The organism is Actinomadura rugatobispora (assembly GCF_055379765.1).
Genome location: NZ_AP029191.1, coordinates 8,180,359 through 8,193,492 on the forward strand (window position 1 = coordinate 8,180,359; position 13,134 = coordinate 8,193,492).

The 13,134-nt window shown below is 72.7% G+C and carries 15 protein-coding genes and 1 pseudogene; 11 read left to right on the plus strand and 5 right to left on the minus strand.

Going from position 1 to position 13,134, the window contains the following annotated elements; genetic code table 11:
* The 7 genes from codA (at nt 1) to ACZ466_RS36780 (ending at nt 6,478) form a co-directional block, all read left to right on the plus strand.
* On the plus strand, nt 1–1,320 hold the full coding sequence (gene codA, locus ACZ466_RS36750) for a cytosine deaminase (RefSeq protein WP_378286229.1): 1,320 nt from the start codon (nt 1–3) through the stop codon (nt 1,318–1,320).
* A 90-nt stretch (nt 1,321–1,410) separates the two neighbouring features.
* Nucleotides 1,411–2,340, plus strand: coding sequence for an ABC transporter ATP-binding protein (locus ACZ466_RS36755; RefSeq protein WP_378286231.1), 930 nt, complete (start codon nt 1,411–1,413; stop codon nt 2,338–2,340).
* Nucleotides 2,340–3,194 carry an ABC transporter permease gene (locus ACZ466_RS36760; RefSeq protein WP_378286232.1) on the plus strand — a complete coding sequence of 285 codons (855 nt, stop codon included), beginning with the start codon at nt 2,340–2,342 and terminating at the stop codon, nt 3,192–3,194. Before ACZ466_RS36755 ends, ACZ466_RS36760 begins: the two co-directional genes overlap by 1 nt.
* 30 nt (nt 3,195–3,224) lie before the next feature.
* On the plus strand, nt 3,225–4,388 hold the full coding sequence (locus tag ACZ466_RS36765; protein ID WP_378286233.1) for a sensor histidine kinase: 1,164 nt from the start codon (nt 3,225–3,227) through the stop codon (nt 4,386–4,388).
* Complete coding sequence (locus tag ACZ466_RS36770) at nt 4,385–4,990, plus strand: response regulator transcription factor (protein WP_378286234.1); 606 nt, start codon at nt 4,385–4,387, stop codon at nt 4,988–4,990. Before ACZ466_RS36765 ends, ACZ466_RS36770 begins: the two co-directional genes overlap by 4 nt.
* Nucleotides 4,991–5,079: 89 nt before the next feature.
* The gene (locus ACZ466_RS36775; protein WP_378286235.1) at nt 5,080–5,907 is read left to right on the plus strand and encodes a class I SAM-dependent methyltransferase; all 828 of its coding nucleotides are present in this window, start codon (nt 5,080–5,082) and stop codon (nt 5,905–5,907) included.
* Between the two features lie 31 nt (nt 5,908–5,938).
* The gene (locus tag ACZ466_RS36780) at nt 5,939–6,478 is read left to right on the plus strand and encodes a GNAT family N-acetyltransferase (RefSeq protein ID WP_378286236.1); all 540 of its coding nucleotides are present in this window, start codon (nt 5,939–5,941) and stop codon (nt 6,476–6,478) included.
* Here ACZ466_RS36780 and ACZ466_RS36785 read toward each other — a convergent pair.
* The gene (locus tag ACZ466_RS36785) at nt 6,433–7,449 is read right to left on the minus strand and encodes a hypothetical protein (protein WP_464044071.1); all 1,017 of its coding nucleotides are present in this window, start codon (nt 7,447–7,449) and stop codon (nt 6,433–6,435) included. The genes ACZ466_RS36780 and ACZ466_RS36785 overlap by 46 nt on opposite strands.
* A 165-nt stretch (nt 7,450–7,614) precedes the next feature.
* A pseudogene (locus ACZ466_RS36790) lies at nt 7,615–7,683 on the minus strand (hypothetical protein); the annotation flags it as partial.
* On the opposite strand from ACZ466_RS36790, the gene ACZ466_RS36795 reads away from it, so the two are divergent.
* From ACZ466_RS36795 to ACZ466_RS36810, 4 genes are read left to right on the plus strand one after another with little or no spacing between them, the layout of a single operon-like run.
* On the plus strand, nt 7,651–8,244 hold the full coding sequence (locus ACZ466_RS36795; protein ID WP_464044072.1) for a hypothetical protein: 594 nt from the start codon (nt 7,651–7,653) through the stop codon (nt 8,242–8,244). The pseudogene ACZ466_RS36790 and the gene ACZ466_RS36795 sit on opposite strands and share 33 nt — an antisense overlap.
* Entirely contained in the window at nt 8,241–8,489 is a 249-nt protein-coding gene (locus ACZ466_RS36800; RefSeq protein WP_378286239.1) for a hypothetical protein, read from the plus strand. The genes ACZ466_RS36795 and ACZ466_RS36800 overlap by 4 nt, the downstream gene beginning before the upstream one ends.
* Before the next feature lie 4 nt (nt 8,490–8,493).
* Nucleotides 8,494–8,619 (plus strand): hypothetical protein, encoded by a 126-nt coding sequence (locus tag ACZ466_RS36805; protein WP_378286240.1) that lies wholly within the window; start codon nt 8,494–8,496, stop codon nt 8,617–8,619.
* On the plus strand, nt 8,616–9,764 hold the full coding sequence (locus tag ACZ466_RS36810) for a methyltransferase domain-containing protein (RefSeq protein ID WP_378286241.1): 1,149 nt from the start codon (nt 8,616–8,618) through the stop codon (nt 9,762–9,764). The genes ACZ466_RS36805 and ACZ466_RS36810 overlap by 4 nt, the downstream gene beginning before the upstream one ends.
* Before the next feature lie 70 nt (nt 9,765–9,834).
* On the opposite strand, the gene ACZ466_RS36815 is transcribed toward ACZ466_RS36810, so the two are convergent.
* From ACZ466_RS36815 to ACZ466_RS36825, 3 genes are all read right to left on the minus strand, one after another.
* Nucleotides 9,835–10,332 (minus strand): carboxymuconolactone decarboxylase family protein, encoded by a 498-nt coding sequence (locus tag ACZ466_RS36815; protein ID WP_378286242.1) that lies wholly within the window; start codon nt 10,330–10,332, stop codon nt 9,835–9,837.
* 95 nt (nt 10,333–10,427) lie between these two features.
* Nucleotides 10,428–11,888 (minus strand): MFS transporter, encoded by a 1,461-nt coding sequence (locus ACZ466_RS36820; protein WP_378286243.1) that lies wholly within the window; start codon nt 11,886–11,888, stop codon nt 10,428–10,430.
* An 11-nt stretch (nt 11,889–11,899) separates the two neighbouring features.
* A complete protein-coding gene (locus ACZ466_RS36825) occupies nt 11,900–13,048 on the minus strand; it encodes a serine hydrolase domain-containing protein (RefSeq protein WP_378286244.1) in 1,149 nt (382 codons plus the stop codon).
* Nucleotides 13,049–13,134 lie beyond the last annotated feature (86 nt).

Consider the following 13,134-nt stretch of genomic DNA (forward strand, 5'->3'; position numbering starts at 1 on the left):
GTGAAGATCGCGGACCCGGAGGAGAGCGCCTTGGACCTGCTGCGCAACGCCCGGCTGCCCGGCCGGGACGGCCTGCACGACATCGAGATCGACGGCGCGCGCCTCGGCCGGATCCTGCCGGCCGGCCTGGGCGCCGGCGGCGTCCTCCTGGACGCGGCGGGCGCGCTGGTGAGCCCGCCGTTCGTCGAGCCGCACGTCCACCTCGACACCGCCCTCACCGCGGGGGAGCCGCGCTGGAACGCCTCGGGCTCGCTGTGGGAGGGCATCGCCGTCTGGAGCGAGCGCAAGCGCACCCTCACCCGCGACGACGTGATCGCCCGCGCTACCGAGGTGCTCCGCTGGTACGCGGCCAACGGCGTGCTGCACGTGCGCAGCCACGTCGACGTCACCGATCCGGGCCTGGTGGCCCTGGACGCGATGCTGGAGGTCCGCGAGCGGGTCGCCGACGTGATCACGCTGCAGCTCGTCGCGTTCCCGCAGGAGGGGATCGTCTCCTTCGCCGACGGCGCGGAGCTGCTGGAGGAGGCCGCCCGGCGCGGCGTCGACGCGATCGGCGCCATCCCGCACTTCGAGGACACCCGCGAGGACGGGGTCCGCTCGCTGGAGATCGCCTTCGACGTCGCGCAGCGGCACGGGCTGCTGCTGGACGCGCACTGCGACGAGATCGACGACGAGCAGTCCCGGTTCGTGGAGGTGCTGGCGACGCTGGCCCGGCGCGGCGGCCTGCGGGACCGGGCGACCGCCTCGCACACGACGGCGATGGGCTCCTACAACGGGGCCTACTCGTACAAGCTCCAGCGGATCCTGGCACGCGCCGGGATCAACCTGGTCTGCAACCCGATGGCCAACCTGTGCCTGCAGGGCCGGTTCGACGGCTACCCCAGGCGGCGCGGCGTCACCCAGGTCAAGGAGATGCTGGGCGCCGGGGTGAACGTCGCGTTCGGGCACGACGACGTCATGGACCCGTGGTTCCCGCTCGGCACGGCCTTCCCGCTCCAGGTCGCCCTGACCGGGATCGCCGCGGCCCAGCTCACCGGGCCCGCCGAGATCGACGAGGCGTTCGCGATGGTCACCGAGCGGGCCGCCCGGGTGCTGCGGCTCGGCGACGGGTACGGCCTGGCGGAGGGCCGCCCGGCGAACCTGGTGGTGCTGCCCGCCGAGTCGCCGTACGACGCCGTCCGCCGCCAGACCCGCCCCTCGCACGTCGTCGCGCGCGGCCGGATCGTCGCCGAGACCCCGCCCGCGCCGACCCTGCTGCGCTGGCCCGGCCGCGACCCCGAGGAGGTCGACTTCCGCCGCCCCGGCGACCGCACGACGTGACAGGTGTCATGCCGTCCGCCTGACAGGCGCGTCCCCGACCGGTGACAGCGGCTTCTACCCGGCCGGGACCGCGCCCGCGACCCTGGACACATGCACAACGACCCCCCGATCCACGTCGACGGCCTGCGCCGCCGCTACGGCGACTTCGAGGCCGTCGCGGGCATCTCGTTCGAGGTCGGGGAGGGCGAGCTGTACGCCCTCCTCGGCACCAACGGCGCCGGCAAGACCACCACGCTGGAGACCCTCGAAGGCTTCACCCCGGCGCACGCCGGAACGGTCCGGGTGCTGGGACGCGACCCGCACCGCGACCGCCGCGCCGTCCGGCCGCACCTGGGCATCATGCTCCAGGAGGCCGGGTTCTTCGCCGACCTCACCGTCGCCGAGACCGTCGACCACTGGCGCGGCTTCACCCCCGGAGCACGGCCCCGCGACGAGGCCCTCGACCTCGCCGGCCTGCGCGCCAAGGCCAAGGTGCGCACGCGGCAGCTGTCGGGCGGCCAGAAACGCCGCCTCGACCTGGCCCTGGCCCTCCTCGGCCGCCCCCGCGTGCTCTTCCTGGACGAGCCGACCACCGGCATGGACCCCGAGGCCCGCCGCGCCACCTGGCGGACCGTGCGGGACGTGGTCGCCGGCGGCACCACCGTCGTCCTCACCACCCACTACCTGGAGGAGGCCGAGCACCTCGCCGACCGGCTGGCGATCATGCACCGCGGCCGGATCGAGGTCACCGGCACCGTCGCCGAGGTCGTCGCGGGCCACGGCGACCGGATCAGCTTCGCGGTGCCCGACCGGCTCCAGGTCGCCGACCTGCCCGTGCTGGGCGGCGCGGCCGCCGCGATCTCCGTCGACTCCGGGCGGACCGTCGCCGCCTACGGCATCGGGCCCGGCGGCCTCCAGCCCGCCCTGCACGAGCTGCTGCGCTGGGCGGACGGCCACGCCCTCGTCCTGGAGGGCCTCCAGGCCCGCAGCGCCTCGCTCGAAGACGTGTTCCTGCGCACCGCCGAAGGGAAGGCCGCGTGATGAACCTGCTCACCGGAATGCCCCGGGACGCCGCCACGCTCCGGAGCGCCGGCCCGGTCCGTCCCGGAAACCTGCTGCGGATCGCCCGGCTCGACGCCACCCTCCTGTGGCGCAACCGGACCGCGCTGTTCACCGTCATCGGCATGCCGCTGCTGTTCGCGGGCCTGCTGCTGCCCGCGCGCGGCCAGGACATCGGCGGGATCGACGGCGCCGTCTTCCAGGGCACCGGCCATCTCGGCTTCTTCCTGATCCTCGTGGTGTTCATGCACCTGACGAGCGTCTTCACCGCCCGGCGCGAGGACCTCACCCTCAAGCGGCTGCGCGGCACCGCGCTGAGCGACGTGGAGATCCTCGGCGGCAGCGTCCTCACCGCCGCCGGGATGTACCTCGTCCAGGCCGTCCTGCTGCTGGCGCTCCTGGTCACCGCGCTGGACGGCGCGTTCCCGGCCGACCCGCTGCTGCTCCTGGCCGGGCTGGCGGCCGGGGCGGTGATCTTCGCGCTGCTGGCGTTCGCGGTCTCCGGGCTCACCCCGACCGCCGAACTCGCCCAGCTGACCGTCCTGCCGGTCCTGTTCGGCTGCATGGCCGGCGCCGGGGTGATGGTGCCGCTGGACGACGCTCCCGAGGCGGTGCTGGAGGCGTGCCGGCTGCTGCCGCTGACCCCGGTCGTCGAGATCGTCCGCACCGCCTACTTCGGCCAGGACTTCACCGTGTACGGCGCCGCCCACCCCGACCTGGGCTTCGCCGAGGCCTGGCGGGCCTGCCTGCGGCCGTTCGCGATCCTGCTGGCCTGGGCGGCGATCGGCCGGATGCTGGCGGCCCGCTGGTTCCGCTGGGAACCCCGGCACTCCTGAGCCGGTACCGTACGACGGAAGGGGGGCCGGATGGGAGCGGCGACGACCGCCGAACTGGAAGAGCGCGCGGCCGGACGGCTGGAGAGCTACCGCCGCATCATCTACCGCACGTTCCTGCTCACCGTGGTCGGCGTGCTCATCCCCGCGGGGATGGCGCTGAGCCAGTCCTACGACGACATCGGCCTCCCGCTCACGGTCGCCGCCGCGGGCGGGACGGCGGTGTTCATCTGGCACTACGCCAGGGTGGTCAGGCTGGGCCTGGCCGGGCGGCTGCCGAACCGCGACCTCGTCGCCGGCGGTGCGGTGACGTTCCTGCTCAGCCTGATGATGATCACCCATCCGATGTGGTGCCTGGTGCCGGTCTTCTGGGTGTCGACCGTCACGCTGTGGGTGCGCGGCCGCTCCCGCAAGATCGCGTTCTGCCTGGGCAGCGCGGCGGTCGCGGCGCTCATCGCCTCGCTGTACGGGGAGTGGCACTGGTACCGGCCGTTCTTCCTGTTCGCCCTCTTCGCCGCCCTGTTCTGGGGCACGTTCTACGTCAACCGCTACTACCAGCGGATGTGGGATCTCCACCAGGAGGCCGACGCCGCCCGGGAGGCCCAGGCCCGGCTGGCGGTCACCGAGGAGCGGCTGCGCTTCTCCCGCGACCTGCACGACCTCCTCGGGCACAGCCTGTCGCTGATCGCGGTGAAGAGCGAGCTGGCCATGCGGATGGCCGAGGCCGACCCCGCCCGCGCCCGCGACGAGATGGCCGACGTGCGGCACGCGGCCCGCGAGGCGCTGCGGGAGGTCCGCGCCGCCGTCCGCGGCTACCGCGCCGTCGAGCTGGACGCCGAACTGGCCGGGGTGCGGGCGGTGCTGGAGGCCGCGGGCGTGCGCTGCGAGATCGGCGACCCGCCCGCCGACCTGCCGCCGGAGGTCCGCTCCGTCCTGGCGTGGGTGATCCGCGAGGGCGCCACCAACGTGATCAAGCACAGCGAGGCGGGGCGCTGCGCCGTCACGATCGCGCCGTATGGTGACTCCGTGGTGCTGGAGATGAGCAACGACGGCGCCCGCCCGTCCCGCCGCGCGCCCGGCTCGGGCCTGGCCGGGCTGGCCGAGCGGGTCGAGGTGCTGGGCGGCACCCTGACCGCCGGGCACCGCGACCGCGACGGGTTCCTGCTCCGCGCGGTCGTCCCGATCGGGGAGCCATGATCCGCGTCCTGCTCGCCGACGACGAGCACCTCATCCGCGGCGCCGTGGCCGCCCTGCTCGGCCTGGAGCCCGACCTGGAGGTGGTCGCCGAGGTGGGCCGCGGCGACGAGGTGGCGCCCGCGGTCGCCGAGCACGCGCCGGACGTGGCCGTCCTGGACATCGACATGCCCGGCGCGGACGGCCTGACGGTCGCCGAGCGGCTGAGCGAGTCCGGTGCCCGCTGCGCGGTCTGCATCCTCACCAGCTTCGGCCGCCCCGGCTACCTGCGCCGCGCCATGGCCGCCGGCGTCCGCGGCTTCGTCGCCAAGGACGCCCCCACCGAGGAGCTGGCCGCCGCCATCCGCAAGGTCCACGCGGGCGGCCGCTACCTGGACGCCGAACTGGCCGCCAGCGCCATGGCCGCGGGCGACAACCCGCTGACCGCCCGCGAGCGCGAGATCCTCCGCCTCATCGGAGCCGGTACCGAGACCGCCCGGATCGCCGCCCTCCTCCACCTGTCGGAGGGCACCGTCCGCAATTACCTGTCCTCCGCCATGGCCAAGCTGGGCGAGCCGAACCGGGTCGCCGCCGTCCACACCGCCCGGGAAATGGGCTGGGTCTGACCCCGTACTCCTTCGGACATTGACGGACGAAGCCACGCCCGTCATTATGAACCCATGTTCATGAACCGATGTTCATATAGGAGCCGGGCATGACCGAGATCGTCAACGTGGACCAGTCCGCCGCCTGGAACGGGTACGAGGGCGAGCACTGGGCCGCCCGCCACGACCGCTACGACACCCTCAACGGCGCCTTCAACGACCGGCTGCTGGAGGCGGCCGCGATCGGCGACCGCGACCGCGTGCTCGACATCGGCTGCGGCAACGGCCAGGTCACCAGGCTCGCCGCCCGCCGTGGCCGCCGGGCGACCGGCGTCGACCTGTCCGCCCCGATGCTCGCCCGAGCACGCGCGTGCGCCGAGCAGGAAGACGTACCGAACGTGACCTTCCACCAGGGCGACGCCCAGGTCCACCCCTTCCCCGACGGCGCCTACGACGTGGCGATCAGCCGCTTCGGCATCATGTTCTTCGCCGACCCGGTCGCGGCCTTCACCAACGTCCACCGCGCCCTGACCGGCAACGGCAGACTCGCCTTCCTGTGTATGGACGACCTCACAGACACCGCCCTGGGCGCCGTCCTGAACGCCCTCAAGCCATTCCTCCCACACCCCGGCCCCGTCACCGGCCCGCCGCGCACCGGCCCCACATCCCTGGCCGACCCGGCCCACGTCGACGCGCTGCTGACCAGAGCCGGTTTCCGCAACATCACCGCGACCCACGTAGAGGCCCCGCAACTCTGGGGCCGCGACCCCGCCGACGCCGCCGAGTTCCTCAGCGGCTGGGGCCCGGTCCGCCATCACCTGCCTCCGGAGGCGACCGAACCCGCCCGAACAGCCCTGACCCAGGCATTCACCCCCTTCGCAGGCCCGACCGGCGTCCAGGTTCCCGGCACCGCCTGGCTGGTAACGGCCGCGGCCTGACGGACGGCGGTCCGTGTGCTCTCATGGCGAGATGGACCTGGAGCACCTGGACGGTACGGCGGTGCAAGAGCGGTTCGCCGAGATCGAAGGCGTGTACGCCGAGGCGTTCCCCCGATACGACCTCGACGACTACCGGACCCGGATGGGTCACCAGATCCCCGCCCGCGGCTTCGAGGCCGTGACGGCCCGGGACGCGGGCGCCCTCGCCGGGTTCGTCTACGGCCTGCCGTTGACCCGCTCCGCCTGGTGGGACGGCCTGGAGCCGCCCCCACCGGACGGCTTCACCACCGAGACGGGGGAGCGGACGTTCGCCGTGATCGACCTGGCCGTACGCAGCGCGTACCGCGGCCGGGGCCTGGGCCGTCGGCTCATGGACGAGTTGCTGACAGGGCGAACCGAAGAACGCGCGACGCTGGCGACCGGGATGGACGAGCACGAGAACCAGCAGATGTACCAGCGGTGGGGCTGGAGGAAGGTCGGCCGCGTGCCCGGCCAAGAGGGCGAGACCGAGCCGTGGTTCGACCTCTACGCCATCGACCTGCGCGGACCGGAAGCCAGCAGCTCGCCGTAGGCGGCGACGCCGGGCTGCTTGCGGCCAGCCTCCGGGACGGCCTCCATCACCTGCTTGGCCAGGCTGGTCACCATGGTGCTCCGCTGGTCGGCGGGCTGGGCCTCGTACACGGCGTGCGCGTGCCTGACGCCCTCGGTGACGTCCCCGGCGCGCACGAGTCCGGCCGCATGCAGCAGGCGGAGCTGGGCGGGGCGCCGAGGAGGCTCGTCGTCGGGTAGCGCGTGCAGGGCGCGCTCCACCGCCTCTTCCAGCTCGCCCAGGCTGCCGCCGACGTAGGCATGCGCCCATACCTCGGTGTAGCGGACGCGGTCCTCGCCATACGCGAAGACCGACGGGCTGTTGCGGGTCACCGAGGCGGGGAGCTGCTGAAGGTACTCCTCAGCGGTGCGCAGCGCGGTTGCCGCCGCCGCGCCGTCACCCTGGAGGGCGAGCAGTTGAGTGCGGGCCGTGTGGAGCTGGGCGGTTCCGCGACCGGGTGCGCGGGGCGCGCGGGCGAGGGTCGCGTCCGCCCTGCGCAGCATGACGGCGGCCGGACGCTCCTCGTACATGCCTTGTATCAGGCGCTCGGCGGTGACCATGACCCTCAGGTCGGCGTCGCCCGAGGTGGTGGCGGCGTGCTCGGCGGTGGTCCACCAGTCACGCGCCAGGCGTGGCTGGCCGGCACTGCCGAGCGTCTTGGCCATGAGCATGGAGAGGTTGCTGTTCACCCGGCACCACGCGGGGTACTGCCGCCCGCCCACATGGCGGGAGGCCACCCGCTGGACCGTCACCAGATCGGCGGCCAGTTCCGGGATGGTCCGGTGAGGCGGGAGCTGCAGGATGCTGTAGCCGTACTCGGCGACCGTCTCTTCCCAGTCGTCCAGGTGGCTGCCCTCGTCGCGTCCGATGGCGCGGTCGACGCCGTCGCGGATGTGCTGGAGCGCCTCGACGGCCGGGGAGGACGCGGCGCCGAGGGTGATCAGAGACTGCAAAAGCCGACGTCGTTGCATTTCGTCGTCCTCCTCGCGGTCGGGAAAACGGGTCTTCTCGGAACCCGCGCCAGTGGCTTGACCAGTATTGTCCGATGTTGTTGTGAAAAGGGCAACGAGTTCGCCGTTGGCGTCCAGAAGATCGTCCAGGCGTGAGGCGAGCTGCTCGGACGGTCTCTTGATGCCGTGGCTGATCTTCGACAGGTGTCCCGCGTCGCACGGAACCCGCCTGGCCAGTTCCCGAACTCCGATCTCGCGCTCGGCGATCAGCCTGCGCAGGGTTTCCCCGAAGGACATTGCTACCCACCATTTCGCCTGAATGGGGCGGTGTCCGCATTTCTTGCCGGAGGGACAGCGGACAACGCGGGGCTGACAACGCTCAACGTCTTCCAAGGTAACCCGGAGACCGCTTGCATAGCCGGTGAAAAGGAAAGCGGCCCCGGCCTGGTGGGCGAACACCAGGGGACCCGGGGCCTCGGCCGGAAAGTGGTCCGACCTATGACCGATGCTACGACGAATCCCGATCCGCTTGAGGCCCTGGCCGGATACTTGCTCGGCCAGGGCCTCAAAGTCGAACGCACCAAGCGCGGCCTCAAGGTGATCAATCGGGATATCACCGGATGTTGCTCGGCCAACGCGGCCGACACGATCACCTGCGGTCCGCGCCGCAAAGACGGCGGACGGCTCTGGTTCTGGACGTCGTGGGGCGAACCGATCGCCGAGGCGAACCACATCGTGGACGCCGCCCTGATCATTCGCAGCAACCTCGCCCGGCGCGCGCTGGAGGGCGGGCGGTGAACACCATGGTTCCGCCGCCTGCGGAGGTCTCCCGCATCACCGCCGAGTTCGGCCGCCGCTTCCCGGGCGTTCTGGCCTGGTGGGGGCGTTCCACAGGCCAATGGTGGGCGATGACCCGCGACGCCTTCGGCCACCACCGCCTGGTGGAGGCGCCCGACCCGGCCGAACTGGCCCGCCGCGTGCGGGCCGTCGGCGCATCCGCTGGGACGAACCCGATGAGCTGTTCATCCACGAAGGAGAGGTAGGAACATGGGGAAGCACGGTACGGGCGGAGACGAGCGGGACAGCAGCAGGGACAAGGACAAGCAGGGCACCTTCGTCGATCCCACCAAGGGCGGCAAGGGCAAGGGCGGCAAGGGCGGTAAGGGCAAGTGACCGAATACACGGCCCTGAACCGGCGGCTGGTCGACGAGCTTTCGGCCGCCGGTGTGCTGCCGGACCGCTGGCGCGGAGCGTTCCTGGCCGCTCCCCGCCACCTGTTCGTGCCCGGTGTCGTCTGGGACGACGCCGACGGCGGCGTGTTGACCGCACGCCGCCGCGACGAGGATCCGGCGGCGTGGCTGGCGGCCGTCTACGCCGATGAGGCGATCGTCACGCAGGTCGACGACGGCGCCACGCCCGACACCGGGGCAGGCCGGAGGATCACCAGTTCGATCTCCAAGCCCTCGATCGTGGCCATGATGCTCGACCGCCTTCAGGTGGAGGCCGGGATGAGTGTCCTGGAGATCGGGACGGGCACCGGCTGGAACGCCGCGCTGCTTGCCGCCCGTCTCGGCGAACAGAACGTCACCACGATCGAGGTCGACGCCGAGCTTGCCGAGCGGGCCCGCAAGGCGCTGGCGGAGGCGGGGGTGTCGCCCGCAGTGGTCACCGGCGACGGCGCGGACGGCCACGCTCCGGGCGCGCCCTACGACCGGGTCATCGCTACCGCGGCCGTGCAGGAGGTCCCCTACTCGTGGGTGGCTCAGACCCGACTTGGCGGTGTCATCCTCACCCCGTGGGGAACCGCCTTTGACAACGGCGCGCTGGTCCGGCTGGTGGTTGACGAGCACGGTGTGGCGCACGGCCGGTTCGTCGACAATACGGTCGCGTTCATGTGGCTGCGCGCCCAGCGCGCCCCGCGCCCCGCGCCGCCGGCCGACCTGGCGGGCGCGGCCGAGTCGACCACGACCTTGCATCCGGACGCGGTCGCCTGGGACGACCTCAACGCCTCGTTCGCGGTCGGGGCGGGGTTGCCCGATGTCAGCAGGCGTTTCGTGGACGCCGACGACGGCGGCGACGATTTCACCTTCTGGGCGTTCGCCGGTGCGTCTTGGGCGTGTGTCGACGTCACCGACGGCGCGTCCACGCACCGGGTACGCCAGCACGGGCCGCGCTCCCTGTGGACGGAGATCGAAGCCGCCTACCGGTGGTGGGAGGAAAAGGGACGCCCGGTCACCGGGCGCTTCGGCCTCGCGGTCACCCGTGACCGCCAGTACGTCTACCTCGACTCGCCCGACGACCCCGTCCCGTCCGGCTGATCCTCGGCACGTACGGCGGCGCCGCGCGGCGCCGCCGTACGGTTGACGGTTCGTCGGGTCCGGCCGGGTGCTACTCGCTCCTCCACTGCTGGGCGGGGGCCACGCCCGGCAGCGGCTTGCCGATGAGGGCGAGGGGGGTGAAGAAGCCGACCTGGCCGATCGCCATGGTGAGTGTGGCCAGCGCCTTGTCGTCGTAGTGCCGGGATGCCCGGGCGTACAGGTCGTCGGGGACGCGCTCGCCGTGCGGGTCGGGGGTGAGGACGGCCTCCACCAGCGCCAGCGCGGCCCGCTCGGCGTCGGTGAAGTACGGCGCGTCCTTCCAGGACGCCACGGCGGTGATGCGCTCCTCGGTCTCTCCCGCCTTGCGGAGGTTGCCGGTGTGCAGGACGGTCAGGTAGGTGCTGCCGACGATCTGGCCCGCGCGCAGCTGCACCAGGCTGATGGTGGCCTGCGGGATCGAGCCGTTCCCGACGGCCTTGAACAGCGCCTGGCCGATCTCGCCCAGTTCGGGGACGAGCACGGCGGGGTTGGGGAGCCGGGACTCGGACTTCTCGATGGTGGCGGTCATGACGGGTTTCCTTTCGATCTTCAGCGACGCGTCGCTTGTCCGACGGACGGCAAGGTCCGGATGTGACCGGTGATCGGCACCGGTTCGCGGTCGGGTCACCGCTGAGAGACGGCCGCCTTCTCGGGCGTGGTCGACGGCCGGTCGCGCCGGCCGGGGCGTGGCCGCATGAGCAGGACGGCGGTGAGGACGGCGGCCAGGTAGAACGCGGCCGCGCCGAGCAGGCCGGCCGTGTAGCCGTGGGTGAGCGCCTCAGGGAGTGCTGTTCCGGCGGGCCGGCTCTCGGTGGCGCTGACGGCGACGCCGGCCAGGGCGGCCAGGCCCAGTGCGCCGCCGATCTGCTGGCTGGTGTTGATGAGCCCGGAGGCGATGCCCGACGCCCCGGGGGCGACGTCCTGCACGCCGCCGATCGTGGCCGCCACGAACCCGATGCCCAGGCCGATGCCCGCGACCAGCTGGGCGGGTAGCAGGACGGCCAGGGCGTTCTGGTCCGGGGTGAGCATGCTGAACCAGACCATCGCGGCGGCGGCCACCGCCATGCCGCCGGCCAGGACGGTGCGGGGGGAGGCGCGGGCCTGCAGCCGGGGGCCGACGGCGCCGGAGCCGATGCCGATGCCGATCGCGAACGGCAGATAGGCCAGCCCGGTGAGCATGGGCGAATAGTCCTTGATCGTCTGCATGTAGAGGGTGAGGAAGTAGAAGGTCGCCAGCTGGCCCGCGCCCATCAGCAGCATGACGAGGTTGGCGCCGAGCCGGCCGCGGTCGGCCAGCACGCCGGACGGGAGCATCGGGGCGCGGACGCGGCGCTGGATGACGGCGAACGCCAGGCCCAGCACCAGTGCGATCGCGCCGAAGGCCAGGGTCCGCCCGTCGGCCAGGCCGTCGGATCCGGCCCGGTTGATCGCGTAGACCATGGAGCCGAGGGCGAGGGTGACGGTGATCGCGCCGGGCAGGTCGATTCCGCCGCGTTCACGGGTGCCGGGGACCACGGCGAGCGTGCCCGCCAGCACCGCCAGCGCGATGGGGACGTTGATGAACATGATCCATCGCCAGCCCAGGTACTCGGTCAGCGCGCCGCCCAGCAGCAGGCCGACCACCGAGCCCAGGCCGCCCATCGCCCCGTACACGCCCAGCGCCTTGTTGCGCCGGGGGCCGGCGGGGAAGGTGTCCGCGAGCAGGGACAGCGCGGCCGGGGCGATGACGGCGCCGCCCACCCCCTGCAGCACGCGCGCGGCGATCAGCGTCCCGCCGTTCTGGGCGACACCGCCCAGCAGGGAGGCGAGCAGGAACACCACCAGCCCGGCCCGGAACAGGCGGCGGCGGCCGAACAGGTCACCGGCGCGGCCGCCGGCCAGCAGCATCCCGCCGAACGCCAGCGCATAGGACGTCAGGACCCAGTCGAGGTCGGCCTGCGCGATGCCCAGGCCGGAGCCGATGACGGGCAGCCCGACGGTGACGATGGTGCCGTCCATCACGATCAGCATCTGCGCGGCCGCGATCACCAGCAGCGCGAGGCCGGTCCTCTCGGCCTCGGGGCGGGTTCGGGTTTGCGAAGTCATCAGGGGTTTCCTCAGGAGAGGGTGGCGGCGCGGTGGGCGGCGGCGGCCAGCCGGTCGTGTTCGGGGTAGGACCAGTCGAAGGAGAAGCGGCGGCGGGTGTAGCCGAAGGCGATGCCGCTGCGGGGGTCGGCGAAGGCTTCCGAGCCCGCCGAGCCCCCGTGGCCGAACGCCCGGGCGCTCAGGAACGGGTAGCGCAGCCCCTTGGCCTGGAATCCCAGCGCGTACTGGCCCTGCGGGCCGACGACCAGGTCGCCGCCGGTGGAGTGGAGCATGGCGAACTCGTCGCGGGTGTCGGGCTTGAGCAGCGGGGCGCGGCCGTCCAGCCCGGAGACCGCCGCCGCGTACATGGCGGCCAGCCCCCGCGCGCTGCCCACGCCGCCCGCGGAGGCCTGGCCGAGCGCCCGCACCCGCCGGGTGTTGATGAAGGCGACCTGGTCCAGGGGAGGGGTGGAGTCGAGGCCGTAGCCGATCCCGGTGATGCTGTGCGGGCCCGGGACGTTCGCCCAGAACGCGGCGAGCGCCTCCGGGCTCGCCAGGCCCGGCAGCACCTCCCGGTACCGGTCCTCCAGCGACTCCGGCAGCCCGAGGTGGACCTCCAGCCCGTGAGGTGCGCGGACCCGCTCCTCGAAGATCTCTTGGAGGGAGCGGCCGGCGACCCGGCGGATCACCTCGCCGACGATCGCGAACGATACGAACCCGCCGTAGCCGTAGGCCGTGCCCGGCCGCCAGTACGGACGCTGCCCGGCCAGCCGTTCCGCGATCATCCGGTCATCGGCGAGCTCGGCCGCCGTCAGCCCGCCGTCGACACCGATCACACCGGACCGGTGCGACAGCACGTCCCGCAACGTGATCCCGGCCTTGCCGGCGGCGGCGAACTCCGGCCAGCGCACGGCCACGGGCTCATCCGGGTCGAGGGTGCCGTCCTGCACCAGAAGCGCCGCCACGAGGGTCGCAGCGCCCTTGGTCGAGGAGTAGACACCGGTCAGGGTGTCGCCGGTGACTCCGTCCCCGGCCCACAGATCGACCACCTTGCGGCCGCCCACGTACGCCGCCAGTTGCGCTCCGGACTCGCCGTCCTCGGCCGCCACCGCGGCGGCGAACTCCTCGCGCACCGCCTCGAAACCGTCCGCCACCGTCCCGTGGATCTCGAACCCGCTCATCGTTTCCTGCTCCGTTCGTCGTTGATCGCAGCCATGACGAACGGGTCGCGGTGAAGGTGACCGGATGCGTGCGTCACATCGGCGGC

Coding starts and splice junctions, on each gene's coding strand:
- ACZ466_RS36805 (WP_378286240.1), top strand. CDS start 8,494: ATGGGGAAGCACGGTACGGGCGGAGACGAGCGGGACAGCAGCAGGGAC.
- ACZ466_RS36765 (WP_378286233.1), top strand. CDS start 3,225: ATGGGAGCGGCGACGACCGCCGAACTGGAAGAGCGCGCGGCCGGACGG.
- ACZ466_RS36770 (WP_378286234.1), top strand. CDS start 4,385: ATGATCCGCGTCCTGCTCGCCGACGACGAGCACCTCATCCGCGGCGCC.
- ACZ466_RS36780 (WP_378286236.1), top strand. CDS start 5,939: ATGGACCTGGAGCACCTGGACGGTACGGCGGTGCAAGAGCGGTTCGCC.
- ACZ466_RS36775 (WP_378286235.1), top strand. CDS start 5,080: ATGACCGAGATCGTCAACGTGGACCAGTCCGCCGCCTGGAACGGGTAC.
- ACZ466_RS36755 (WP_378286231.1), top strand. CDS start 1,411: ATGCACAACGACCCCCCGATCCACGTCGACGGCCTGCGCCGCCGCTAC.
- ACZ466_RS36825 (WP_378286244.1), bottom strand. CDS start 13,048: ATGAGCGGGTTCGAGATCCACGGGACGGTGGCGGACGGTTTCGAGGCG.
- ACZ466_RS36820 (WP_378286243.1), bottom strand. CDS start 11,888: ATGACTTCGCAAACCCGAACCCGCCCCGAGGCCGAGAGGACCGGCCTC.
- ACZ466_RS36815 (WP_378286242.1), bottom strand. CDS start 10,332: ATGACCGCCACCATCGAGAAGTCCGAGTCCCGGCTCCCCAACCCCGCC.
- ACZ466_RS36760 (WP_378286232.1), top strand. CDS start 2,340: ATGAACCTGCTCACCGGAATGCCCCGGGACGCCGCCACGCTCCGGAGC.